This is a genomic window from Alloyangia pacifica (assembly GCF_020524285.1).
Classification (GTDB): Bacteria; Pseudomonadota; Alphaproteobacteria; order Rhodobacterales; family Rhodobacteraceae; genus Salipiger; species Salipiger pacificus_B.
Map to the genome: position 1 here is coordinate 633,535 of NZ_JAIVKX010000002.1, position 22,506 is coordinate 656,040.

The window sequence follows — 22,506 nt, forward strand, 5'->3', positions numbered from 1 at the left end:
GCTCCGGCCCCCGCAGGATGGCCCGCGCGGGTCACGGATTCGTGACGCCGCCGTGACATTGCGATGACGCTGCAAGCCGCTGGAACAAAAGCCTTCGAAGGCTTTTGCAAGGTCCTTCGAAGGACCTTGTCAGCGCCCCTTGATGAGCACCGCGCGGAAGTCGTTGACGTTGGTCCCGGTCGGCCCCGGCGCAAACAGATCGCCGATCAGATCGAAGGCGCCCCAGGCGTCGTTGCGCGAGAGCGCCGCCATGGCATCGCCCCCCGCCGCCCGCAGCCGCCCGGCGCTGGTGCCGTCGGCAAAGGCCCCGGCGTTGCCCTCGGTGCCGTCGATGCCGTCGGTGTCGGCGGCCAGCGCATGGATGCCCTCCGCACCGTCGATGGCATGGGCGAAGGCGAGCAGGAACTCGGTGTTGCGCCCGCCGCGCCCGCCCTTGCCGCGCAGGGTCACCGTGGTCTCGCCGCCCGAGAGCATCACTACGGGCGCGGTGAACGGCCGGTTCCGCGTCCCCACCTCGCGCGCCATGGCGGCATGCACCCGGCCGACGTCACGGGCCTCGCCCTCCATCGCGTCCGACAGGATCACCGCCGGCACACCCGCCGCCTCGGCCTTCGACGCCGCCGCTTCGAGCGACAGCCGCGCCGAGGCCACCACATGCACCTCGTTGCGCGCGAAGACGGGATCATCCGGCTGCGGCGCGGCGGAGGCATCGCTGCGGATATGCGCGAGGACAGGCTCGGGCAGCGCGATGTTCCAGGCCTCGATCATCGCCAGCGCGGCTTTCGCGTCCACCGAGTCGGGCACCGTCGGGCCGGAGGCCACCTGCGCCGGGTCGTCCCCCGGCACGTCCGAGACAATGAGGCTCACCACCTTCGCCGGGGCGCAGGCCGCCGCCAGCCGCCCGCCCTTGATCCGGCTGGCGTGCTTGCGGATGGCGTTCATCACCCCGATCGGCGCGCCCGAGGCCAAGAGCGCCTCGTTCAGCGCCTGCTCGTCCTCCAGCGTCAGCCCCTCGGGCGGTGCGGGCAGCAGCGCAGAACCGCCGCCGCAGACCAGCGCGACCACGAGGTCCTTCTCGGTCAGCCCCGAGACCGCCTCGAAGAGCGCCGCGCTCGCCTCGAGCCCCGCAGCGTCGGGCACCGGGTGGGCGGCCTCCATCACCCTGAGCTGCGCGCAGGGCGCGGCATAGCCGTAGCGAGTGACCACAACGCCCTCGAGCGGGCCATCCCAGAGCGTCTCGAAGGCGCGGGCGAGCTGCGCCGCCCCCTTGCCGAGGCCGATCACCACGGTGCGCCCCTCGGGCTTTTCCGGCAGCGCCGCGCGCAGCGCCAGCTCGGGATCGGCGGCGGCCACGGCGGCCTCGAAGAGCCCGGTCAGGAAGGTCTTTTCGTCGCTCATTCGGGGCTCCTCCTGCGTGTCTGCGCGGCATCGGTCCAGGCCCGCAGCTCAATGCTCCGGGCGCATGCCGCCCCGTTGTCGCCCAAGTCGAGCGCGATCTCCAGCCCCGCGACCGCCCCGCCCGCGGCGGCGACATGATCCTGCACCGCGCGCAGCACCCCGGCCAGCGCTCCCGCCTGCTCCGCACCGAGGCCGAGATGCATGGCCAACTCGCGGCAGGCGCGCGGCGACAGCGGCAGGAGCCCCGAGCCGAGGCCACCCGCGGCGGACGACAGCTCCACGAGATATCCAAAGGCCGGATCGGCGGACAGGCGGAGTTGCAGAGGCGCCTGCGATCCCTCGCCGCCCACCGCGAGCCCGAGCAAGGCCGCCGCCGCCGCGCCTCGCGTCAGGGCCATGTCGCCCTGCCCCGGCCGCGGCATCAGCAGCGGCCCGCCGCCGGGCACCAGCGCACCGATGTCCATGGCGGCGCGCAGCGCCTCGAGCGCCGGTTTCAGCCCGGCGAGCGGAATCACTCCGGCCTCCAGCAGTGCCAGCGAGCGCGCCTCGGTCATCTCGGCGCGGTTCGGCGCGAGCAGCGCCAGCGGCATGCCGACCCGTTCCCGCGCCCGCGCCGCGGCCTCGGCGGCGCGCGCCCAGCCGGCTTCCCCGGCATTGCGGATCACCGCCAGCGTCAGCACCGCCTCGCCGATCATCATCTCGGCGAAAATGCGCGCCAGCCAGCCCGCGCTGGCCTCGGCCAGCCCCGAGACGTCGAGCGGGTTGTCCGGCGAGCGCGCCGAGGGCAGCTCGCGCGCCAAGGCCTCCTGCTGCAGCTTCCCAAGCGGCGCGAGCCGCAGGCCCTGCGCGGTCGCAAGCGTTTCGGCGCGCTCCGCAAGCCCCGGCCCGCTAACGATGGCCGCCAGGGCGTTGGCGGGGAGCGGGCCGACGAGGTGCAGGATCCACAGCGCCTCGATCAGCGCCGCGGAGCGCGTCACGTAAGATATCCCTGCCCGGCGCAGCAGGGCGGCAGACCCGGCGCCGAGTTGTCCGCTCAGGAAGACCACCGGCTTGCCGTGCTTCTGCGCGACGCGGCCCAGGTCCAGGATGTCGGCGGGTGCGGCCAAAGTGTCGGCCTGCACCGCCAGCGCCGTCACCCGCTCGTCCGACAGCAGCTCGGCAGACAGCGGCAGCAGTCCGGTGGCCGCCGTCGCGTCCCGGCCCAGAGGCACGGCATAGGACAGCGGCACCCCCCGGCGCAGGTCCAACAGCCGCCCGAGCCGTTCGGGGTCCGTCAGCAGCAACGCCGGGCCGCGCCGAGCGGGGGCCACCGCCGCGCCCCCCGGCCAGAACGGCAGCCGCGCCACCGGGGACAAGAGCCCGCCGGCGAAGACCGGCAGGGGAGCGTCCATCGCGGCAAGCGCATCGGCGTCCAGATAGGGGCAGACCGCCCCACCTGCGCCGCGCTCGGCCAGCGCGCTCAGCGCCGCCTGCAGCGGCTCCCCGCGCAGCGCGACATGGGCGAGGTCCGGAGCGCCCGGCAATTCGGCGATGCTGCAGACCGAGGCGACCCCGGCCACCGCAGCGCCGCCCTCGGCCACTGGCCAGATCTGCCAGGCGTAGCCCAGGGCGCGCAGGGCCTCGATCGTTGCCGAGATCTCGACGACGGGACCGATCAACGCGATGGAGCGCGGGGCGAGGCTGCGCGAAAGCGCCTGGGACATGGGACAAACACCGAATTCTGCAGCGAAAGCAGACCGCAAGCGCCCGCAAATTACTAGCAAAAATCGGCTTTTACCCCTGCAAGCCCGGCGTTTGCCGCAAGAAAAGCCGCTGCGGTCGCGTCAGCCGCCGCTCATGCGCGACAGATCGTAGCCGTACCACGAGAGGATCTCCCGCGCCGCGGTGCGCCGTTCGCCGGGGGTGCCATTCCGGTCCATGATCCAGACCCGGCCGCCGCCCGGCTCGCCGATGGCTGCGGTGCGGTCGTCGGCGTCGATCCAATGCACCCAGAGCAGCTCGTCTCCGACCCGCAGCCGTCCCTGCGCCTCTTCCCGCAGCGGCAGCGCCACCCCGTTCACGCGCAAGTCCGAAGGCCCGATCTCGATGCGTGCACCGGGCGGCATGCCCGCGCCTTCGGTCACCGTCCAATTGCCCTGCAGCCGCGCCAGATGCGCATCGGCCTGGGAGCCGACCGGGGCGGTCGGGTTGCGCAGCGGGATATCCACCGGCGCGGGCGGCGCCTTGGCGGCACAGGCGGCCAGAAGCAGCGGCGCGAGCCGCGCGGCAAAGGACACACGAAACGACCACAGGGGCATAGAAAGACTCTCCCGAAACCTGCGGCAGAGCCTGTCGGACCCCTGCGCCCGGCGCAAGCGGGACACGCCGGGACCGGCGGAGATCAGCCCCGGAAACCCGTCGCGACGACGAATTTTTCCGACGAATCCGAGCGGCTTGCCGGCGGCTTCACGTTCGCCACCTTGTCGAAGCGCTGCTTGAGGATCTGCTGCAGCGAGCCCTCGGCGCCGCCCGCGAGGACCTTGGCGACGAAGGTGCCGCCCTCCTCGAGCACGTCGAAGGCGAGATAGGCCGCCGCCTCGCAGAGCGCGATGATCCGCAGGTGGTCGGTCTGCTTGTGCCCCGAGGAGGCCGCCGCCATGTCGGACATGACCACGTCAGCCTTGCCGCCGAGCCATTCCTTGACCTTGTCGTCGGCGCCGTCCTCCATGAAGTCGAGCTGGTGGATCTCGGCGCCGGCGATCGGCGTCACCTCCTGCAGGTCGACCCCGAGCACGGTGCCGATCGCCTTCCCCTTCTTCTCGCCGAGTGCATTGACCCGCGGCACCGCCACCTGGCACCAGCCGCCGGGGGCGCAGCCGAGGTCGACCACCCGCGCGCCGGGCACGAGGAACCGGTACTTCTCGTCCAGCTCGAGGATCTTGAAGGCGGCGCGGCCGCGGTAGCCCTCGGCCTGCGCGCGCTTCACGTAGGGATCGTTGAGCTGCCGCTGCAGCCAGCGGGTCGAGCTGAGCTTGCGCCCGCGCGCCGACTTCACCTTGACCTTGAGGTCGCGCTGGCCACGTCCCGATGTGTTCTTGCCGTCAGGTTTCTTCGCCATCGTCCCGCTCTTCGTCTAGATGCAAATATCCCGGGGGAGTCCGCCAGCGGCGGACGGGGGCAGCGCCCCCGCTTCCTTGGGTTTCGCCGCCCCTATAACGGCCCGTCTTCGAGAACGCCATCCACCGACATCTGCGCGTAGAGCAGCCCCTCGCGCAGGCCGCGGTCGGCCACCGACAGCCGGTCGGTCGGCCAGACCCGCAGCAGCGCCTGCAGGATCGCCGCGCCGGACATGATCAGCGCCTGCCTGTCCTGGCCGATGCGCGGATCGCGGCGGCGCCCGGCCGGGCCCATTTCCAGGTACTTGCCGATCACCGCCTCGATCTGGTCCGAGGACATGCGCAGCCCGTCGACCTTCGTGCGGTCGTAGCGCCGCAGCCCCAGGTGCGAGGCCGCCACGGTGGTCACCGTGCCCGAGGTGCCGATGATCTGGAAGCCCTCGCGGCTCTGCGCGTCCTTGTAGGGCGCGAATTCCGACAGGTTCTCCTCGAAGAACCAGCTCATCAGCGCGTAGCGCGCGGCATCGTCCTGCACGTCGTTGAACTGGTCGCGCAGCGTTGCCACGCCCAGAGGCACCGAGATCCAGTCGACCACCTTGGCCGCCGGAAACGGGCTCTCGGGCGGGTGGAAGCCCGAATGCAGCCGCATGATCGCCCGCGGCCGGTCGCGGTGCGGCACCGACGAGAGGTCGATCCACACCAGCTCGGTCGAGCCGCCGCCGATATCTACCACCAGCAGTTGCTCGGTGCGCGTCGAAACCAGCGGCGCACAGGAGATCACCGCCAGGCGGGCCTCCTCCTCGGGCTGGATGATCTCCATCTCGAGGCCGGTCTCGCGCTTGATCTGGCGGATGAAGTCGCGGGAATTCTTCGCCCTGCGGCAGGCCTCGGTCGCCACCAGCCGCATCCGGGTCACCTCGTGGCGGCGGATCTTCTGCTGACAGACGCGCAGCGCGGCGACGGTACGTGCCATCGAGGCACGCGAAAGCCGCCCGCTTCGCTCGAGCCCGTGGCCGAGCTGGACGGACTTGGAAAACGAGTCGACCACATGGAACTGGCTGCCCTTGGGCTGGGCAATCAGCATGCGACAACTGTTGGTCCCCAGATCCAGCGCCGCGTAGAGCGCATTTGGATCGGGTTTGTTCGGCGCGGGGCTCTCGACCGGTTTCGGGAAAGCGCCCGCACCTCTGGGACGCCTTGGCGCCATGTTCTGCGCCTTTCCGTATATCTAGTTGCGCTCACGATACGCGGCGCATCATCCGGAGGCAAGGACTCTCCCGCCCGTGGCGGGCGCTTCGCTTGATAATTTGAGCGACCCGTGAGTAGGGTCGGAGCGGCGCCCGGACTGCCCGCGCCTGCCCGTCTTTTTGCCCCTGCCGAGTTCCCGCGTGATGTGTGATCTGCCCCCCGGCATCTACCTGCACCTCGGCCTGCATCGCACCGGCACCGGGGCGTTCCAGCAGTTCCTCGCGGCGAATCTGCCGCGCCTCGGGGACTGCGGCCTGCACGCCGCCTTTTCCAACCGCGACGGCGCCGGCGGCGAGACCCTGCGCCTGCGCCTGCCGCCGCCGCGGCACTTCGGCACCGAAGAGATGCGGCGCCATGGCCGCCAGCTGGCGCGCAGGCTGCGCCGTGCGGGACTGAACCGCCACCCCGCCGTGCTGATCTCCGAAGAGAACCTGATCGGCGGGCTCAACGCGGTGATCTCGAAGCGTCCCTATCCCGCCGCCGGGCCGCGGCTCGCCTTCCTGCGCGCGCATCTCGACGCGCCGGTGCGGCGGGTGGTGCTGGTGCTGCGCAGCTACGAGGCGCAGGCGATCTCGGTCTACCGCAAGCGGCTGGAGTTCCGCGCGTTGCAGCCCTTCGAGGACTATGCCCGCGACATCTGGCCCGCGCCTCGCGGCTGGCCCGAGCTGGTCGCCGACATCCGCGCGGCGCTGGAGCCCGAGGAAATCCTCCTGCTGCGCCACGAGGACCGCCCCAGCCGAACCGCCCTGCTGCGCGCGCTCTGTCCCGAGATGCCCGAGACCGGATGGCGCGAGCCGGACGCGCCGGTCAACTTCAGCGCCGGGGATGCCGCCTGCTTCGCCCTGCTCGCGGCGCATCGCGACGGGCAGAAGCTGAGCCGCGACGAAGTTGCGGCGATCATCCGTCACCACGCGCGGGCCATTCCGCCGCGCCCGCTCATTGACCTGCCCGAGGAAACGCTCGAAGCGCAGCGCGCCCGCTACCGTGCCGACCTGGAGCGGCTGCGCGCCATGCAGGGCGTCACCCTGCGCTGAGCCCGCCCCTGCCTCGTGCCGGCGTCGCTCACGGGCGCCATGCCGTCGAAAACCGACCCCGCCGGACGCCGCGTGGCGACTAGACTGTAAGAAACAGGCCTTGCGGACCCCGGCAGCATGTCTCAGATCACCATCCTCTACTGGCGCGACATCCCCGCGCAGGTGATCGCCGGCTCCGGGCGGCGCGCGGCCAAGGCGGTGCTCCCCGCACGGTTCGAGGCCGCCATCGACCGCGCCGCCATGCGCAGCGGCGCCCGCGAGAGCGACGCCTATCTCGCCGCCTGGCGCCGGGCCCCCGCCCCGGATCGGCAGGGCGAGGCTGCACAGGGCGCCGCGCAGCAGATCGCCGAGGCGCTGGCCGCGCGGCTCGACGAGGAGTACGGACCCGAGCGCCTTGCGGCGCTGGTGAATCAGGACGGCTGGGCCGAGCGCCCCGCCGAGGGGAAAGGACCCAGATGACGCTGCTCAACTTCCGACGCCCGCGCCCCGCCGCACCGCACCTGCCGCCGACCGCGCTCGAGGGCTACTCGATCGAGGTGACGCCGCGCACCGCGGCGCAGGTCGCCGACTTCCGCGCCCTGCTGCCCGCCGGCACCCGCGTCTACATCGCCCATATCGACGGCACGCCGATCGAGGACATGGTGGCCACCGCCGCGCGCCTGTCGGACGAGGGCTTTTGCGTCATGCCGCATTTCCCCGCCCGCTCGATCCCCTCTGCCGCCGCGCTCGCCGACTGGATCGCTCGCTACCAGGGCGAGGCCGGGGTGACCCAGGGGCTGATCCTCGCCGGTGGCATTCCCCGGCCGCGCGGCGACTTCCACAGCTCGATGCAGCTGCTCGAGACCGGGCTGTTCGACCGCGCCGGCTTCACCCGGCTGCACGTCGCCGGCCATCCCGAGGGCAACCGCGACATCGACCCCGACGGCTCGGACCGCGCGGTGCTGCAGGCGCTGCGCTGGAAGCAGGATTTCTCCGACCGCAGCGATGCGCAGATGGCGCTGGTCACGCAGTTTGCCTTTGATGCCGCGCCGGTGCTGGCCTGGGCCCGCCGCCTGCGCGCCGAGGGCATCGCCCTGCCCGTCCACCTCGGGATCGCCGGCCCGGCCAAGTTGCAGACGCTGATCCGCTTTGCCGTCACCTGCGGTGTCGGCCCTTCGCTCAAGGTGCTGCAGAAGCGGGCCCGCGACGTCAGCAAGCTGATGCTGCCCTACGAGCCCACCGAGTTCGTCGCCGAGATCGCCCGCGCCTGCGCCGCCGAGCCCGATCTGCCCATTGCGCAGTTGCATCTCTTCCCGCTGGGGGGCATCCCTGCCGCCGCGGCATGGGCCGCCCGCCACGGCGGCGATGCCGCGCAGCCGGCCGCCCGCGCCGTCTGAGGGGCCGCGCCGCCGACCAGCAACGCGCAAGGGACAGGCATGATCAAGGCACTCCTCTTCGATCTCGACGGCACACTTCTCCACTCGGACCCGCTGCATTTCGAGGTCTTCCAAGGGCTCTACGCCGAGCGCGGCCGCGAGCTGACCGAGGCAGGGTACCTCTCGGACATCCACGGGCGGCACAATCTCGACGCCTTCCCCGAGCTGTTTCCGGGCGAGGACGCCCAGAGCCTGTCCGACCTCAAGGAAGCGCGTTTCCGCGACAAGCTCGAGGACGGCCACGCGCCGATGCCGGGCGCGCTCGCGCTCATCGCCGCGGCGCGGTCCAAGGGCTGGCGCATCGCGGTGGTGACCAACGCGCCGCGCGTCAATGCCGAGGCGATGCTGGGCGCCATCGGCCTGCGTGACAGCTTCGAGCTGCTGGTGATCGGCGACGAATGCGCCCGCGCCAAGCCCGACCCCGAACCCTATCTCGCCGCCATGCGCGCCTTCGATGTCGCGCCGCAGGAATGCATCGCCTTCGAGGACAGCCCCTCGGGGATGCGCGCCGCCGCCGGCTCCGGCGCCCATGCGGTCGGCATCCTGTCGTCCGGCCTGAGCGCCGACCAGCTGCGCGCCGCCGGGGCGCAGACCGTGATCACCGATTACACCGACCCCGCGCTCGCAGAGCTGCTGAGCAGACTGGAATAGACAGCCCCATACGACCACACCCAAGGGAGGAGAGCCCATGACCCGCACCGTTCTCGAGTCGAAGACCCGCACCGTGATCATGGGCTTCGACGCGCCCTTCTGCGTCATCGGCGAGCGGATCAACCCCACCGGCCGCAAGAAGCTGGCGGCCGAGCTGGAGGCGGGCGATTTCTCCACCGTGGTCACGGATGCGCTGGCGCAGGTGGCGGCGGGGGCGGCGGTGCTCGATGTGAACGCGGGCGTGGTCTACAACTCAAACCCCGATCCGAACGTCACCGAGCCGCCGCTGATGCGGCAGATGATCGAGCTGGTGCAGGCCAACGTGGACGTGCCGCTCTGCATCGACAGCTCGGTGCCCGGCGCGCTCGAGGCCGGGCTCGAAGCCGCCGAGGGTCGCCCCCTGCTGAACTCGGTCACCGGCGAGGAGGAGCGTCTGGAACGGGTGCTGCCGCTGGTGAAGAAGTACAACGTCCCGGTGGTGGCGATCTCCAACGACGACACCGGCATTTCCGAGGATCCCGACGTGCGCTTCGCCGTGGCCCGCAAGATCGTTGAGCGCGCGGCGGATTTCGGCATCCCCGCGCATGACATCGTGGTCGATCCGCTGGTAATGCCGGTCGGAGCCATGGCCAGCGCCGGCCAGCAGGTCTTTGCGCTGGTGCGGCGGCTGCGCGAGGAGCTGGGGGTGAACACCACCTGCGGCGCGTCGAACATCTCCTTCGGCCTGCCCAACCGGCACGGGATCAACACCGCCTTCCTGCCCATGGCGATCGGCGCGGGGATGACCTCGGCGATCATGAATCCCGTGGCCATGCCGGTGACGCAGAGCAAGATCGCCGCGAAGAAGGCCGAGTTGGAGGCCGCCGGGGTGATGCTGCCGCCGCTGGAGGATGCCGACTTCGTGCGGCTTTTCGGACTCGGGTCGATGACCGCCGGTCCCGGCGCCGAGATGATGGCGATCCGCGCCGCGAACTTCCTGGTGAACCAGGATCCGCACGGCACCGCCTGGATCGCGATGAACAAGGGCGAGGACGCTGGCAGCGAGGCCCGTGGCGGGCGCCGCGGCGGTCGGCGGCGGCGGGCTTGACCTCTTCGCCTCAGAGATGCGCGGCGCGCCCGACCCCGGGTGGGCGCGTTGCACCGCATGTTTGAGGCGCTTCATCCCTCAAGCCCGGACAAGGGGCGCGCTGAGACAGAGCTCGCAGATGCGCCCTCCCAGGAGAGGGTCTGGCGCGACCCGCGGCTGGTCGCCCCGCGCCCTGCCGGAACAAACGCGGCGCCCTAGGGCCAGGCCGCATAAGACGTCGCCGGCGCGCTGCGCTTGGCCATGCGGCGCCGGAACCGGCTTGGAGGAACGCCCTCCATCCGTTTGAAAAACCTGTTGAAATAGGCCGGGTCCGAGAATCCCAGCCGGAACCCAACCTGCGCCACCTGCAGACCCGAGTTGGTCAGCAGCTCCGCCGCCTCGCGGTGCAGCGCCTCATGCAGCCAGGCCTGCGGCGAGCGTCCGGTGGCCCGGCGCACCGCGCCCGAGAGCCGGTCCCGCGACACGCCGAGCGCGCGGGCATAGTCCCCCACCTCCCAATGCTCGCGCAGGTGCAGGCCCGCGAGCTGCACGAAGCCCTGCACCAGCCCGCCCGTCGCCACGTCGGGCCGCGCCCGGCCTTCCTTCACGCCGCGCCAGAGCTGCACCAGCAGCATCGACAGCATGTGCCCGGCCATGATCTCCACCCCCGGCGCGCTCTCGGCCAGTTCCTCGCGCAGTTCGGCCAGCCGCCGCACCACCCGCTCGCGCTCGTCTCCCAGGGGCACCGAGAGATCGGCACTCAGCACCTGGCTCAGCTCGTCGCCGAAGGCCGAGCCCGGCAGCACCCGCGACAGCGCGCCCTTGGTGAGCTGCACCAGCTCGCCGCGGCACCCCGGCGAGAGCCGCAGGATCCCGTTCCGCCCCGGCGCCAGCCAGACGAATCGCGGCGCCTCGATGGACAGGTCGCGGTCGTCGCCGGGCACCCGGCCGCGACCCGACTGCAGCACCAGCAGGCAGGCGCTTTCGGCACGCAGGCTATAGCTGGTCTCCGCCAGCGGGCTGCGGATCTCATGGGCGGTGATGCCGTGGTGGGCCGCGGGCCGCAGGGGGAAAGTTTTCATCGTGCTCATGAATTGTGCGCGCTTTGTGGCTTATAAGTACAATTCATCCCCGCATACGTGCATTTTATCAACGAGTTTTTCAGATACCTTTTTCGTCACCCGCCACAGGACGCCTCGGGGAGAGGGACGCGTGTGGCGCAACGCGATGCTGCAAACGCATCAAACGGGAGGACAACATGTCACAGAACACGAGGCGCGCCGTGCTGCGCGCCCTGCCGCTTGCTATGGTCTCGGCGCTGGCGCTGAGCACGCCGCTCGCCGCGCAGGAAGAGCCGGTCACCATCGGCTACGCCGTCTCCAAATCCGGCCCCAACGCCACCGGCGCGGGCATCACCACCATCCCCAACTACGAGCTCTGGGTGAAAGAGGTGAACGAGGCCGGCGGCCTCGAGATGCCCGATGGAACCCGCCGCCCGATCGAGGTGGTGGAATACGACGACCGCTCCAGCGCAGAAGACCTCGTGCGGGCCATCGAGCGGCTCGCCACGCAGGACAAGGTCGACCTGATCCTGCCGCCCTGGGGCACCGGCGGCAACCTCGCCATCGCGCCGCTGATGGACCGCTTCGGCTACCCGCAGCTCGCGGTGACCTCGGTGACCGACATGGCCCCCGAGTTCGCCAAGCGCTGGGACCGCTCGTTCTGGATGCTCGGCGGCGGGCACGACTACGCCACCGCGCTGGTCGAGACGCTGGCCGCCGCCAAGGAGGCCGGCACGATCAACGACAAGGTCGCGATGATCTCGGTCGCCGACGGCTTCGGCATCGACCTGGTCAAGGCCGCCCGCCCGGCCTTCGAGGAGGCCGGCTTCGAGTTGGTCTACGACGAGAGCTACCCGCTCGGCACGTCGGACTTCGCCGCCATCCTCAACGAGGTGCAGGGCTCGGGCGCCGACAGCTTTGTCGCCTTCTCCTACCCGCCGGGCAGCTTCGGCGTGACCAAGCAGACTATGACCACGGGCTACAACCCCAAGGTCTTCTACATCGGCGTCGGCGGCGCCTTCCCGATCTACGGCAAGATCACCGAAGGCAAGCAGGAAGGCGTCATGTCGATCGGCGGCGTCGACGCGATGAGCCCGGCGGTCGAGGAGTATTTCGCCAAGCACACCGAGGTCATCGGCAACCCGCCGGACAGCTGGGCGAGCGCCATCACCTACGCCTCGCTGGAAATGCTGGAGGAGGCGGTGAAACGCGTCGGCCTCGACCACGAGGCGCTGGCAGCGGAAATCTCCACCGGCACCTTCGACACGGTGATCGGCGAGGTGACGCTCGAGGACAACCAGCTGCGCAAGCTGTGGTGGGTCGGCCAGTGGCAAGGCGAGCACTTCGTTGCCGTCAGCCCGGCGGACCGCGACGGCGCGGCCGCCCCGGTCATCCCGAAGCCCGAATGGTAAACCACTTGGTAAATCGCGGTGGCGGGCCTTGCGCCCGCCCCGCCCAGATACCCGCAACGGTATCCGAACTGGGACGCTAGATGTTTCTTTCAACTCTCTTTCTCGGGCTCGTGCTCGGCGGCACCTACGCGCTTCTCGCGCTGGGTCTGTCGCTCCAGTACGGCATCGCCCGGATCATGAACCTCGCCTATGGCGAGTTCATGCTGCTCGCCTGTTTCGCGGTGACCATGATGTTCACCAGCTGGGGCCTCGGCCCGCTCTGGGGGCTGCTGGTCGTCGTGCCGCTGGGCTACGCGCTCGGCTGGATCATCCACTCCGTCATGATGCGCCCGCTGATCAAGCGCTCGGGCGGCGGAGGCCGGCTCGAGGTCGACACGATCCTCGCCACCTTCGGCCTGCTCTTCGTCGTGCAGGGGCTGATGCTGGTCACCTTCGGCAGCGATTTCACCTCCTACAGCTATCTCGACCGCGGCATCGGCATCCTCGGCACCACCATCGCCGCCAACCGGCTGATCGCCTTCGTGGTGTCGCTGGCGCTCGGCTTCGGGCTCTACGCCGTGCTGATCCGCACCCGCTGGGGCCGCGCGCTGCGCGCCGTGGCGCTGGCACCGGGCTCGGCCTACCTGGTGGGCATCGACGTCAACAAGCTGGGCCGCCAGGGCTTTGCGCTCGGCGGGGCGCTGGCCGCCGCCGGGGGGGCGCTGGTCTCGATGTTCCAGACCTTCTCGGCGACCGACGGCGTGGTCTTCACCATGAAGGCGCTGATCGTCGTGATCATGGGCGGCGTCGGCAATATCCTCGGCGCGCTGATCGCGGGCCTGCTGCTCGGGCTTGCCGAGACATTCGTCGCCGCCTTCATCGACCCCGGGCTGACCATGGCCGCGACCTACACGATGTTCCTTGCCGTGCTGCTCTGGCGGCCGACCGGGCTCTTCGGCAAGGCGGGAGGCTGAGACCATGATGTACATCCTTTCCGCCCTCGGTCTCGCGGCGCTCGCGGTCCTGCCGATGGTCTTCGGCGACTATGGCACCGGCATGCTGGTGGGCCTCGCGGGCTACGTGACGCTGGCCACCTCCTGGGCGATGTTCTCGGGACCGACGCGCTACATCTCGCTGGCCACGGTCGCCTTCTTCGGCGTCGGCGCCTACACGGTCGCGGTGCTGAACGAGGTGCTGCCCTACCCGCTGGTGCTGCTTGCCGCCGCCGGGATCGGCGCCACGATGGCGCTGCTGGTCGGCCTCTCGACGCTGCGCCTCGCGGGCATCTACTTCGTGATCTTCACCTTCGGCCTCGCCGAGCTGGTGCGCCAGCTCATCACCTGGTTCGAGGTCAACGTGACCGGCACGCTGGGCCGCTACATCTTCCTCGACCTGGAAGCCAAGCACATCTACTGGCAGCTGCTCGCGCTCGGCGCGGCGACGCTGGCGCTCTCGGCCTGGATCCGGCGCTCGCGCCTCGGCCTCGCGCTGCGGGTGATCGGCGACGACGAGACCGTGGCGGCACACTCGGGGATCAACCTTGCCCGCACCAAGCTGGTGCTCTTCGTCGCCTCCTCGACGATCATCACGCTGGTCGGCGCGATCCAGGCCCCGCGCTGGGTCTATGTGGAACCCTCGATCGTCTTCAACCCGACGGTCAGTTTCCTGACGGTGATCATGGCGCTGCTTGGCGGGGCCACGCGGCTCTGGGGTCCGCTCTGTGGCGCGGTGCCGCTGTTCCTGCTCTTCGAATGGCTTTCGGCGCGCTTCCCGGATCACTTCTCGATCCTGCTGGGGCTGATGTTCATGGCGGTGGTCTACGCCCTGCCCGACGGTGTGCTGGCCGCGCTGGAGCGCTTCCGCCACCGCGGCAAGGAAGGCAACGGCACCTCGGCCCCCAAACCGGCAAAGGAGGCGAACGCATGAGCGTGCTTCTGGAAACCCAAGGGCTGACCAAGCGGTTCGGCGGGCTGACGGCGGTGAACGGCGTCTCGCTCACCGTCAAGCGCGGCGAGGTCCTGGGGCTGCTCGGCCCGAACGGCTCGGGCAAGACCACCCTGATGAATCTGATCTCCGGGGCGCTGAAATCCTCGGAGGGCGCGCTGCTCATAGCCGGCAAGGACATGACCGGCGCCCCGCCCCATCGCATCGCGAAGTCGGGCGTGGCGCGGACCTTCCAGCTGGTGAAGATCCTGCCGTCGCTGACGCTGGAAGAGAACGTCATGGTCCCGGCCGCCTTCGGCCCGGACCGACTCTGGGGCCGCGCGCTGAAGACGCAGGTGGCCGAGTGCCTCGACATGGTGGGGCTCCACGCCCGCGCCGGGCAGCAGGCCTCGGAGCTGACCTACATCGACCAGAAGCGGCTCGAGCTGGCGCGCGCGCTGGCCTCGGCCCCGAAGCTGCTGCTGCTCGACGAGTGGCTGGCCGGGCTCAACCCGACCGAGCTGCACGAGGGCATAAGGCTCATCCGAGAGCTGGAGCAGACCGGCATCACCATCATCATGGTCGAGCACATCATGGACGCGGTGCGCGCGCTCTGCCCGCGCTGCGCTGTGATGAACTCCGGCACGCTGATCGCCGACGGCGCCACGAACGAGGTCCTGTCGGACCCGCATGTGGTCGCCGCCTACCTGGGAGAAGAGGATGCTTGAGATCGACAACCTGCGCATCACCTACGGCAAGCACACGGCGCTTGGCGGGGTGAGCATGGCGGTGGACAAGGGCGAATGCGTGGTGATCCTCGGCGCCAACGGCGCGGGGAAATCCTCGCTGCTGAAGGCGGTGGGCGGCGTGGTTCGCCCGGCCTCCGGCGTGATCAGCCACGAGGGCCAGGATCTGGCGCAGGTGCCCGCGCATGAGATCGTCGAGCGCGGCATCGCGCTGGTCCCCGAAGGGCGCGGCATCTTTGCCCGCATGAGCGTGGCCGACAACCTCGCGCTCGGCTGCCACCCCGCCCGCGCCCGCGGCGGGGCCGACGCGCGCCGCCGCGAGGTTCTGGAGCTCTTCCCGCGCCTCGCCGAGCGGCAGAAGCAGCTCGTGGGCACCATGTCGGGCGGCGAGCAGCAGATGGTCGCCATCGCCCGCGCGCTGATGTCGAACCCAGACCTGCTGCTGCTCGACGAGCCGAGCCTCGGCCTTGCGCCGATCGTGACCAAGGAGGTGTTTGCCGCGCTTGGTCGCATCCGCGAGACCGGGCTCACCCTGCTCATCGTGGAACAGAACGTGCGCGCCAGCCTCGCGCTCGCCACCCGCGGCTACCTGCTGGAAGCCGGGCGCGTGGTGGGCGGCGGCAGCGCCGCGGAGCTGCAGACCGACACGGCGGTGCAACGCGCCTTCCTGGGCGGCACGACCGAGCCGCTTGAAAACGAATTGAACTGACCCAAGGAGACGGACAGGCATGGACAGCCTCAACCTCTTTATCGACGGCGAACACGTCCCCGCCGAGGACAGCCGCGAATTCGAACGCGCCAACCCGGTGAGCGGCGAGCTCGCCACCCGCGCCGCCGCCGCCAGCAAGGCCGATGCGATCCGCGCGGTGGATGCCGCCGCCGCGGCCTTCCCCGAGTGGGCCGCGGTGGCCCCCGGCCAGCGCCGCAAGCTGCTGATCAAGGCCTCCGAGGCGCTCGCCGCACGCGGGGACGACATCGTCGCCGCCATGAAGGCCGAAATCGGCGCAACCGAGGCCTGGGCCCGGTTCAACGTCATGCTCGCCGCCGACATGCTGCTGGAAGCCGCCAGCCTGACGACGCAGATCAAGGGCGAGATCGTGCCCTCGAACCGCCCCGGCTCCACGGCCTATGCCGTGCGCCAGCCGGCGGGCGTGGTGCTGGCCATGGCGCCGTGGAACGCGCCGGTGATCCTCGGCGTGCGCTCGATCGCCACGCCGCTGGCCTGCGGCAACACCGTGGTGATGAAGACCTCGGAGCTGTGCCCGCGCACCCATGCGCTGATCCTCGAAGCGGTCTCGGAGGCGGGCCTGCCGAAGGGCGTGGTCAATGCCATCTCCAACGCGCCCGAGGATGCGCCCGAGCTGGTCGAGACGCTGATCGCCCACCCCGCCGTGCGCCGGGTAAACTTCACCGGTTCGACCCGCGTCGGCCGCATAGTCGCCGAGCTCTCGGCCCGCCACCTCAAGCCCTCGCTGCTGGAGCTGGGCGGCAAGGCACCGTTCATCGTGCTGGATGACGCCGATATCCCCGCCGCCGTCGCGGCCGCGGGCTTTGGCGCCTACATGAACCAGGGCCAGATCTGCATGTCGACGGAGCGCATCATCGTCATGGACGAGATCGCCGACGCCTTCGTCGCGGCCTTTGCCGAGAAGGTCGAAAGCCTCACCGCGGGCGATCCGCGCGAGGGCAAGGCGCCGCTCGGCAGCCTCGTGAACATGGGCGCCGCCGACCGCATCCGCGACCTCATCGAGGACGCCGTGCAGAAGGGCGCGCGGCTGATCGGCGGCGGCGGCTCGGGCACCATCCTCAACGCCGCGGCGCTGGATGGCGTGACCCCGCAGATGCGCCTCTACGCCGAGGAGAGCTTCGGCCCGGTGGCCTCGATCATCCGCGTCGGCAGCGTCGACGAGGCGGTGCGTGTGGCCAACGAGAGCGAGTTTGGCCTGTCCGCCGCGGTCTTCGGCCGCGACCAGGCCCGCGCCATGGCGGTCGCCCGGCGCATCGAGAGTGGTATTTGCCACGTCAACGGACCAACCGTGCATGACGAGGCGCAAATGCCCTTCGGCGGCGTGAAGGATTCAGGCTACGGTCGCTTTGGCGGCACGTGGGGAGTCGCCGAGTTCACCGAACTGCGCTGGATGACCACGCAGGACGGGGATCTGCACTACCCGATCTGACCGGAGGAGCGGTCTGATCGGTTGAAAAACGGGAGGAAACTACATGAAACTGAGACTCGCGAAGACCGCGGTTGCGGCCCTGGCCCTGAGCGTCGCCGCCGGCGGCGCCTGGGCCCAGGGACACGTCTTCAAGCTGCACCACCTGCTCGGCGCCAAGTCGCCGGCGCAGACGGACATGATCGAGCCCTGGGCCAAGGCGGTCGAGGAGAACTCCGGCGGCAAGGTGAAGATCGAGATCTACCCCTCGATGACCCTCGGCGGGCGTCCGCCCGAGCTGGTGAACCAGGTGCGCGACGGCGTTGTCGACCTGATCTGGACGGTCAACGGCTACACGCCGGGCCTGTTCCCGCGCACCGAGGTGATGGAGCTGCCCTTCGTCTTCGTCAACGACCCGGTGGCGGCGAACCTGGCGCTCTATGACATGTACGACGAGTACCTCAAGGACGACTACAAGGGCATGGAGCCGATGTTCCTGCACGTGCACGCCGGACAGGGCATGCAGACCGTCGACCGCGAGGTGCACACCCCCTCCGATCTCGAGGGGCTGAAGCTGCGCGTGCCGACCCGCACCGGCGCCTGGGTGATCGAGGCGCTCGGCGCCTCGCCGGTCTCGATGCCGGTGCCGGACCTGCCGCAGGCCCTGTCGAAGAAGGTCGTCGACGGCGCCTTCATCCCCTGGGAGATCATCCCGGCGCTGAAGCTGCAGGACCAGACCAAGTACCAGATCGAGGGCTACGACAAGGCGCGCTTCGGCACCACGACCTTCCAGGTCTCGATGAACAAGGCGCGCTGGGACAGCCTGCCCGAGGACATCCAGAAGGCGTTCCGCGATGCGTCGGATCGTGACTGGGTGGCCGAGGTCGGCCGCATCTGGCGCAACATCGACGAGCGCGGCATCAAGGTCGCGACCGATGCCGGCAACACCCACATCACCCTCACCGAGGAAGAGACCGCCGCCTTCCAGGCCGCGCTCGAGCCGGTGGTGGACCGCTGGGTCGAGGACGTCTCGTCCAAGGGCATCGACGGCGCCGCCATGGTCGCCAAGGCCAGCGAGCTGATCGAGGCCAATGCCGACGCGAGCATGAGCAACTGATGTTCGCCGCAGAAGTTGAGGGCCGCAGCGGATTTTCCGCTGCGGTCGCACGTCTTGTCACCCTCTGGGCGCTGCTCGGCGGGGTGCTTCTTCTGGGCATCGTCCTGGTCAATGTCGCCTCGGTCGTCGGGGCCGTGGTGGCCAAACCCCTGCCCGGCGACTTCGAACTGACCGAGATGGGCGTCGCGGTGGCGGTCTTCGCCTTCCTGCCGTTCTGCCAGTTCACCGATGCAAATGTCACCGCCGACATCTTCACCGCGAACGCCCCCCGCCCCGTGCTGGCGGTACTGCGCGCGCTCGCCTCGCTGATCGCCTTCGGCTTTGCCGGCATCCTCGTGTGGCGGATGTATCTCGGCATGCTCGACCAAAAGGCCTACAATTACACGACGACGATCCTGCAGGTGCCCATCTGGTGGGCCTTCGTGCCAATCCTCGTCTCGCTGGTGCTGCTGATCGCCGCCGCCGCCGTCACCTTCCGCGAAAGCCTGTCGGAGGTCCGGACATGAGCGATCCCATCACCCTCGGCATCATCGCGCTTGTCGTCCTCATCATCCTCATCGCCATCCGCATTCCCATCGCCTACGCGATGATCCTGGTCGGCGGCGTCGGCATCATGCTGATCAACGGGCCGATGCTGCTGCTGAGCCAGCTGAAGACCCTCGCCTACGGGCAGTTCTCGATCTACGACCTCTCGGTCGTGCCGATGTTCGTGCTGATGGGCGAGCTGGCCACGGTCGCGGGGCTGAGCCACGCGCTGTTCCGCGGTGCCAACGCCTGGCTCGGCTGGATGCGCGGCGGCACCGCCATGGCCGCCATCGCCGGCTGCGCCGGCTTCGGCGCGGTCTGCGGCTCGTCTCTGGCCACCGCCTCGACCATGGGCAAGGTCGCCCTGCCCGAGCTCAAGCGCTACAACTACTCCGGCGCGCTGGCGACCGGCTCGCTCGCCGCGGGCGGCGTGCTGGGCATCCTCATTCCGCCCTCGGTGGTGCTCATCGTCTACGCGGTGATCGTCGAGGCCAATATCGTCACCATGTTCGCCGCGGCCATGCTGCCGGGCATCCTCGCGGTGCTGTTCTTCATCCTGACCATCGCCATCTACGTGCGCGTCCGCCCCGCGGCGGGCCCCGCGGGCGGCGCGGCGGGGCGCACCGAGTTCGTCTCGGCAACGCTCGGCCTGCTGCCGGTCATGGTGATCTTCGGGCTGGTTCTGGGCGGCATCTACGGCGGCTTCTTCAACCCCACGCCCGCCGCCGCCGTCGGCGTCTTTCTCGTCTGGGTCTACGGCCTCGCCAAGCGCCGCGTCGGCATCGCCGAGATGGTCACCGCGCTGAAGTCCACCGCCCGCACCTCGGGGATGATCTACGTCATCCTGCTGGGTGCGGAGCTGATGAAGATCTTCATGTCCCGCATCGGCCTGCCGCAGCAGGCGGCGCTGTGGATTGCCGAGAGCGGCATGGCGCCGATGATGGTCATGGTACTGATCCTGATCGCGCTGATCCTGCTCGGCTGCCTGATGGACAGCATGTCGATGATCCTGCTGGTGATCCCCTTCTTCTGGCCGATGCTGGTGGAGCTGAACGGCGGGCTCTACGCCACCGCCGACACCGCAGGTTTCGGCATGGGCACCGAGGACCTCAAGGTCTGGTTCGGCATCCTTGCCCTCATCGTCGCCGAGCTGGGGCTGATCACCCCGCCCGTCGGCATGAACGTCTTCATCATCTCGGCGCTTGCCAGGGACACGCCGATGATCGAGACCTTCAAGGGCGTCGTCCCCTTCTTCTGCGCCGAGCTGGTGCGGGTCGCTCTGGTCCTGGCCTTCCCCGTGCTCACGCTCTGGCTGCCAACCCTGCTGGGAGGCTGACCATGAAAGACCAATCCACCGTCACCGCCGGGGGGGCGATCTTCCCCCGGCTTAAGGCGCTCGGCGTGGACTATGTCTTCGCCAACTCCGGCACCGACTTCCCGCCGATCATCGAGGGGCTGGCGCAGGCCGCCGCCGAGGGCATCGAGCTGCCGCAGGCGCTGACCATGCCGCACGAGCACGCGGCGATGGGCATGGCGCATGGCTACTACCTGATGACCGGCAAGGCGCAGGCGGTGATGCTGCACACCAATGTCGGGCTGGCCAATGGCGCCATCGGCGCGATCAACGCCGCCTGCGAGCACGTGCCGATGATCCTGATGTCGGGCCGCACCCCGGTCACCGAGGCAGGCCGCTTCGGCGCCCGCACCGTGCCGATCGGCTGGGGCCAGGAGATGCGCGACCAGGCGGCGCTGGTGCGCGAGGCCGCCAAGTGGGAGTACGAGCTGAAGTTCCCCGAGCAGGTCCCCGGCCTGCTGGACCGCGCCCATGCCATCGCCAACTCCACCCCCAAGGGGCCGGTCTACCTGTCGATCCCGCGCGAGGTGCTCTGCGAGCCTGTGCCGACCGAGGGGCTGGACGCCGCCCCCTCCATTGCCGCCTCCGAGGCCGCACCGAACCCCGAGGCCATCGCCACGCTGGCCGGCTGGCTGGCCGGGGCGGACAGCCCGCTGATCATCGCGCAGCGCGGCTCGGGCGACGCCGACAGCTTCGCGGCCTTCGCGCAATGGGCCGAGGACTGGGGCATCGCGGTCTGCTCGTGGTGGGCCACGCATCTCGCGATTCCCACTGACCACCCCTGCCACGTCGGCGCCGATCCCGGCCCCTGGCTGGCCGAGGCCGACGTGGTGCTGATCCTCGATTGCCTCGCCCCCTGGATGCCCGACGCCCATGCGCCGCGCCCCGGGTCGAAGGTGGCCAACATGGGACCCGACCCGATCTTCTCGCGCTTTCCGGTGCGCAACTTCCGCTCGGATCTGAGCATCACCGGGGAGAACGCCCGGACCATCCCGGCGCTGATCTCCGCCATGGCCGAACTGCCCAAGGGCGATCACGTCGCCCCCCGCCGCGTCCGCCTCGCCGAGGCCACGGCGCGCGCACGCCACGCGCAGGAGGCGGCCGCACAGCCGCAGGGAGACCTGCTGACCAAGCCCGCCGTCAGCCGTATCCTCGGCGAGGCGCTCGACGCGCAGGAGGCCCCCGCCTCGGTCTTTTCCGAGCTTGGCACGATGCTCGGCCCGCTGCCGCGCCGCACGCATCGCGCATGGTTCCAGGAGCCGCATTCCGGCGGGCTCGGCTGGTCCTTCCCGGCCGCGCTCGGCGCGCAGCTCGCCGCCCCCGAGCGGATCTGCGTCGCCACGCTGGGCGACGGCAGCTACATGTTCGCCAATCCCGTGGCCTGCCACCAGATCGCCGAGGCGCTGGCGCTGCCGATCCTCATCGTGATCCTGAACAACGCCGAATGGGGCGCCGTGCGCCACTCGGTCACCGGGCTCTATCCCGACGGCGCGGCCGGCAAGGCCAACGTCATGCCGCTCACCGGCCTCGCGCCCAGCCCCGACTTCTGCAAGGTGGCCGAGGCCAGCAACGCCTGGGCCCGCGCCGTGGAAATCCCCGAGCAGCTCCGCCCGGCTCTCGACGCCGCGCTCGAGGTGATCCGCGAGGAGCGGCGCTGCGCCCTGCTCAACGTGCGCATCGCCGGCTGAGCCCGCGCCCCTGGCCGGCGGCGCGCCCGGCCCCGCCGCCGGGAGTGCGTATTTGACAAGAGAAGAAGGGCCCGGGTCGCACCTCGGGCCCTTCTTCTCTTTCAAAATACGCCGGGGGTGAGCCGCGCAGCGGCGAGGGGGCAGCGCCCCCTGCCACCTCGATATTTGCCCCCGAAGGTTGCCGAGCGACCGCGATGGTCGCGGTCGGCGCAGCATGCATCGGTCGGACAGCGCCCCCGTTCCGCCCCACCACAAGCGTTGTGACAGTCCCGTTGTGGCGGTCCGGAAACGCAAAACGGCGCCCGCGAGGGGCGCCGTTCGCAACTCCGCTCGGGGAGTCGGAAAAGCTCAGGAGGCTTCCTTGATGAACTTCACCGCGTCGCCGAAGGTCTGGATGGTCTCGGCTGCGTCATCGGGAATCTCGATGCCGAACTCTTCTTCGAAGGCCATGACCAGTTCCACGGTGTCGAGGCTGTCTGCGCCCAGATCGTCGATGAAGGAGGCGCTCTCGGTCACCTTGTCTTCTTCAACGCCCAGGTGCTCAACCACGATCTTGCGCACGCGATCAGGGATATCGCTCATTCTTCTGTCCTCACAATGTGTCTGGGCCGACCGGCCCGTCTTTGCCCTTGCCCCAGCGG

22 protein-coding genes are annotated in these 22,506 nt (G+C 70.0%); 15 read left to right on the top strand and 7 right to left on the bottom strand.

Features of this window, described 5'->3' with window-relative positions; translation table 11 throughout:
* Nucleotides 1–129: 129 nt before the first annotated feature.
* The 5 genes from LC039_RS03825 to LC039_RS03845 form a co-directional block, all read right to left on the bottom strand.
* Nucleotides 130–1,398 carry a glycerate kinase gene (locus LC039_RS03825; RefSeq protein WP_226621724.1) on the bottom strand — a complete coding sequence of 423 codons (1,269 nt, stop codon included), beginning with the start codon at nucleotides 1,396–1,398 and terminating at the stop codon, nucleotides 130–132.
* Nucleotides 1,395–3,101 (bottom strand): hypothetical protein, encoded by a 1,707-nt coding sequence (locus tag LC039_RS03830; protein WP_226621725.1) that lies wholly within the window; start codon nucleotides 3,099–3,101, stop codon nucleotides 1,395–1,397. The genes LC039_RS03825 and LC039_RS03830 overlap by 4 nt, the downstream gene beginning before the upstream one ends.
* 120 nt (nucleotides 3,102–3,221) lie before the next feature.
* The gene (locus LC039_RS03835) at nucleotides 3,222–3,695 is read right to left on the bottom strand and encodes a lipocalin (RefSeq protein WP_226621726.1); all 474 of its coding nucleotides are present in this window, start codon (nucleotides 3,693–3,695) and stop codon (nucleotides 3,222–3,224) included.
* A gap of 83 nt (nucleotides 3,696–3,778) precedes the next feature.
* Nucleotides 3,779–4,495 (bottom strand): RlmE family RNA methyltransferase, encoded by a 717-nt coding sequence (locus LC039_RS03840; protein ID WP_226621727.1) that lies wholly within the window; start codon nucleotides 4,493–4,495, stop codon nucleotides 3,779–3,781.
* A 92-nt stretch (nucleotides 4,496–4,587) separates the two neighbouring features.
* Complete coding sequence (locus tag LC039_RS03845; RefSeq protein ID WP_226621728.1) at nucleotides 4,588–5,700, bottom strand: Ppx/GppA phosphatase family protein; 1,113 nt, start codon at nucleotides 5,698–5,700, stop codon at nucleotides 4,588–4,590.
* Between the two features lie 184 nt (nucleotides 5,701–5,884).
* On the opposite strand from LC039_RS03845, the gene LC039_RS03850 reads away from it, so the two are divergent.
* The 5 genes from LC039_RS03850 to LC039_RS03870 all read left to right on the top strand — a co-directional run bounded on the left by LC039_RS03850 (nucleotide 5,885) and on the right by LC039_RS03870 (nucleotide 9,928).
* A complete protein-coding gene (locus tag LC039_RS03850; protein WP_226621729.1) occupies nucleotides 5,885–6,775 on the top strand; it encodes a hypothetical protein in 891 nt (296 codons plus the stop codon).
* A 117-nt stretch (nucleotides 6,776–6,892) separates the two neighbouring features.
* Entirely contained in the window at nucleotides 6,893–7,234 is a 342-nt protein-coding gene (locus LC039_RS03855) for a virulence factor (protein WP_226621730.1), read from the top strand.
* On the top strand, nucleotides 7,231–8,151 hold the full coding sequence (locus tag LC039_RS03860; protein ID WP_226621731.1) for a methylenetetrahydrofolate reductase: 921 nt from the start codon (nucleotides 7,231–7,233) through the stop codon (nucleotides 8,149–8,151). Before LC039_RS03855 ends, LC039_RS03860 begins: the two co-directional genes overlap by 4 nt.
* 39 nt (nucleotides 8,152–8,190) lie before the next feature.
* Nucleotides 8,191–8,841 carry an HAD family hydrolase gene (locus tag LC039_RS03865; protein WP_226621732.1) on the top strand — a complete coding sequence of 217 codons (651 nt, stop codon included), beginning with the start codon at nucleotides 8,191–8,193 and terminating at the stop codon, nucleotides 8,839–8,841.
* Nucleotides 8,842–8,878: 37 nt separating this feature from the next.
* Complete coding sequence (locus tag LC039_RS03870; RefSeq protein ID WP_226621733.1) at nucleotides 8,879–9,928, top strand: dihydropteroate synthase; 1,050 nt, start codon at nucleotides 8,879–8,881, stop codon at nucleotides 9,926–9,928.
* A 194-nt stretch (nucleotides 9,929–10,122) separates the two neighbouring features.
* Here LC039_RS03870 and LC039_RS03875 read toward each other — a convergent pair whose 3' ends face one another.
* Nucleotides 10,123–10,989, bottom strand: a complete 867-nt coding sequence (locus tag LC039_RS03875) for a helix-turn-helix transcriptional regulator (protein WP_226621734.1) — start codon at nucleotides 10,987–10,989, stop codon at nucleotides 10,123–10,125.
* A 176-nt stretch (nucleotides 10,990–11,165) separates the two neighbouring features.
* Here LC039_RS03875 and LC039_RS03880 point away from each other — a divergent pair, with 176 nt between their 5' ends.
* The 10 genes from LC039_RS03880 (at nucleotide 11,166) to LC039_RS03925 (ending at nucleotide 21,865) form a co-directional block, all read left to right on the top strand.
* On the top strand, nucleotides 11,166–12,380 hold the full coding sequence (locus tag LC039_RS03880) for an amino acid ABC transporter substrate-binding protein (RefSeq protein ID WP_226621735.1): 1,215 nt from the start codon (nucleotides 11,166–11,168) through the stop codon (nucleotides 12,378–12,380).
* An 80-nt stretch (nucleotides 12,381–12,460) separates the two neighbouring features.
* Complete coding sequence (locus LC039_RS03885; protein ID WP_226621736.1) at nucleotides 12,461–13,333, top strand: branched-chain amino acid ABC transporter permease; 873 nt, start codon at nucleotides 12,461–12,463, stop codon at nucleotides 13,331–13,333.
* Between the two features lie 4 nt (nucleotides 13,334–13,337).
* The gene (locus LC039_RS03890; protein WP_226621737.1) at nucleotides 13,338–14,285 is read left to right on the top strand and encodes a branched-chain amino acid ABC transporter permease; all 948 of its coding nucleotides are present in this window, start codon (nucleotides 13,338–13,340) and stop codon (nucleotides 14,283–14,285) included.
* Complete coding sequence (locus tag LC039_RS03895; protein ID WP_226621738.1) at nucleotides 14,282–15,010, top strand: ABC transporter ATP-binding protein; 729 nt, start codon at nucleotides 14,282–14,284, stop codon at nucleotides 15,008–15,010. The genes LC039_RS03890 and LC039_RS03895 overlap by 4 nt, the downstream gene beginning before the upstream one ends.
* Nucleotides 15,003–15,737 carry an ABC transporter ATP-binding protein gene (locus LC039_RS03900; RefSeq protein ID WP_226621739.1) on the top strand — a complete coding sequence of 245 codons (735 nt, stop codon included), beginning with the start codon at nucleotides 15,003–15,005 and terminating at the stop codon, nucleotides 15,735–15,737. Before LC039_RS03895 ends, LC039_RS03900 begins: the two co-directional genes overlap by 8 nt.
* A 19-nt stretch (nucleotides 15,738–15,756) precedes the next feature.
* A complete protein-coding gene (locus tag LC039_RS03905) occupies nucleotides 15,757–17,205 on the top strand; it encodes an aldehyde dehydrogenase (protein WP_226621740.1) in 1,449 nt (482 codons plus the stop codon).
* A 43-nt stretch (nucleotides 17,206–17,248) separates the two neighbouring features.
* The gene (locus tag LC039_RS03910) at nucleotides 17,249–18,298 is read left to right on the top strand and encodes a TRAP transporter substrate-binding protein (RefSeq protein WP_226621741.1); all 1,050 of its coding nucleotides are present in this window, start codon (nucleotides 17,249–17,251) and stop codon (nucleotides 18,296–18,298) included.
* Nucleotides 18,298–18,804 carry a TRAP transporter small permease gene (locus LC039_RS03915; RefSeq protein ID WP_226621742.1) on the top strand — a complete coding sequence of 169 codons (507 nt, stop codon included), beginning with the start codon at nucleotides 18,298–18,300 and terminating at the stop codon, nucleotides 18,802–18,804. Before LC039_RS03910 ends, LC039_RS03915 begins: the two co-directional genes overlap by 1 nt.
* Nucleotides 18,801–20,159: a TRAP transporter large permease gene (locus LC039_RS03920; RefSeq protein WP_226621743.1), complete on the top strand. Its 1,359-nt coding sequence runs from the start codon at nucleotides 18,801–18,803 to the stop codon at nucleotides 20,157–20,159. Before LC039_RS03915 ends, LC039_RS03920 begins: the two co-directional genes overlap by 4 nt.
* Nucleotides 20,160–20,161: 2 nt before the next feature.
* Nucleotides 20,162–21,865: a thiamine pyrophosphate-requiring protein gene (locus LC039_RS03925; RefSeq protein WP_226621744.1), complete on the top strand. Its 1,704-nt coding sequence runs from the start codon at nucleotides 20,162–20,164 to the stop codon at nucleotides 21,863–21,865.
* A 348-nt stretch (nucleotides 21,866–22,213) separates the two neighbouring features.
* On the opposite strand, the gene LC039_RS03930 is transcribed toward LC039_RS03925, so the two are convergent.
* The gene (locus tag LC039_RS03930) at nucleotides 22,214–22,447 is read right to left on the bottom strand and encodes an acyl carrier protein (protein WP_007800270.1); all 234 of its coding nucleotides are present in this window, start codon (nucleotides 22,445–22,447) and stop codon (nucleotides 22,214–22,216) included.
* Nucleotides 22,448–22,506: the final 59 nt, after the last annotated feature.

What these genes read in the sequence shown, in the direction of transcription:
- LC039_RS03925 (WP_226621744.1), top strand. Translation starts at nt 20,162, where the DNA reads ATGAAAGACCAATCCACCGTCACCGCCGGGGGGGCGATCTTCCCCCGG.
- LC039_RS03870 (WP_226621733.1), top strand. Translation starts at nt 8,879, where the DNA reads ATGACCCGCACCGTTCTCGAGTCGAAGACCCGCACCGTGATCATGGGC.
- LC039_RS03895 (WP_226621738.1), top strand. Translation starts at nt 14,282, where the DNA reads ATGAGCGTGCTTCTGGAAACCCAAGGGCTGACCAAGCGGTTCGGCGGG.
- LC039_RS03830 (WP_226621725.1), bottom strand. Translation starts at nt 3,101, where the DNA reads ATGTCCCAGGCGCTTTCGCGCAGCCTCGCCCCGCGCTCCATCGCGTTG.
- LC039_RS03910 (WP_226621741.1), top strand. Translation starts at nt 17,249, where the DNA reads ATGAAACTGAGACTCGCGAAGACCGCGGTTGCGGCCCTGGCCCTGAGC.
- LC039_RS03845 (WP_226621728.1), bottom strand. Translation starts at nt 5,700, where the DNA reads ATGGCGCCAAGGCGTCCCAGAGGTGCGGGCGCTTTCCCGAAACCGGTC.
- LC039_RS03890 (WP_226621737.1), top strand. Translation starts at nt 13,338, where the DNA reads ATGATGTACATCCTTTCCGCCCTCGGTCTCGCGGCGCTCGCGGTCCTG.
- LC039_RS03835 (WP_226621726.1), bottom strand. Translation starts at nt 3,695, where the DNA reads ATGCCCCTGTGGTCGTTTCGTGTGTCCTTTGCCGCGCGGCTCGCGCCG.
- LC039_RS03885 (WP_226621736.1), top strand. Translation starts at nt 12,461, where the DNA reads ATGTTTCTTTCAACTCTCTTTCTCGGGCTCGTGCTCGGCGGCACCTAC.
- LC039_RS03825 (WP_226621724.1), bottom strand. Translation starts at nt 1,398, where the DNA reads ATGAGCGACGAAAAGACCTTCCTGACCGGGCTCTTCGAGGCCGCCGTG.
- LC039_RS03850 (WP_226621729.1), top strand. Translation starts at nt 5,885, where the DNA reads ATGTGTGATCTGCCCCCCGGCATCTACCTGCACCTCGGCCTGCATCGC.
- LC039_RS03920 (WP_226621743.1), top strand. Translation starts at nt 18,801, where the DNA reads ATGAGCGATCCCATCACCCTCGGCATCATCGCGCTTGTCGTCCTCATC.
- LC039_RS03865 (WP_226621732.1), top strand. Translation starts at nt 8,191, where the DNA reads ATGATCAAGGCACTCCTCTTCGATCTCGACGGCACACTTCTCCACTCG.
- LC039_RS03860 (WP_226621731.1), top strand. Translation starts at nt 7,231, where the DNA reads ATGACGCTGCTCAACTTCCGACGCCCGCGCCCCGCCGCACCGCACCTG.
- LC039_RS03840 (WP_226621727.1), bottom strand. Translation starts at nt 4,495, where the DNA reads ATGGCGAAGAAACCTGACGGCAAGAACACATCGGGACGTGGCCAGCGC.
- LC039_RS03930 (WP_007800270.1), bottom strand. Translation starts at nt 22,447, where the DNA reads ATGAGCGATATCCCTGATCGCGTGCGCAAGATCGTGGTTGAGCACCTG.
- LC039_RS03880 (WP_226621735.1), top strand. Translation starts at nt 11,166, where the DNA reads ATGTCACAGAACACGAGGCGCGCCGTGCTGCGCGCCCTGCCGCTTGCT.
- LC039_RS03875 (WP_226621734.1), bottom strand. Translation starts at nt 10,989, where the DNA reads ATGAAAACTTTCCCCCTGCGGCCCGCGGCCCACCACGGCATCACCGCC.
- LC039_RS03905 (WP_226621740.1), top strand. Translation starts at nt 15,757, where the DNA reads ATGGACAGCCTCAACCTCTTTATCGACGGCGAACACGTCCCCGCCGAG.
- LC039_RS03915 (WP_226621742.1), top strand. Translation starts at nt 18,298, where the DNA reads ATGTTCGCCGCAGAAGTTGAGGGCCGCAGCGGATTTTCCGCTGCGGTC.
- LC039_RS03855 (WP_226621730.1), top strand. Translation starts at nt 6,893, where the DNA reads ATGTCTCAGATCACCATCCTCTACTGGCGCGACATCCCCGCGCAGGTG.
- LC039_RS03900 (WP_226621739.1), top strand. Translation starts at nt 15,003, where the DNA reads ATGCTTGAGATCGACAACCTGCGCATCACCTACGGCAAGCACACGGCG.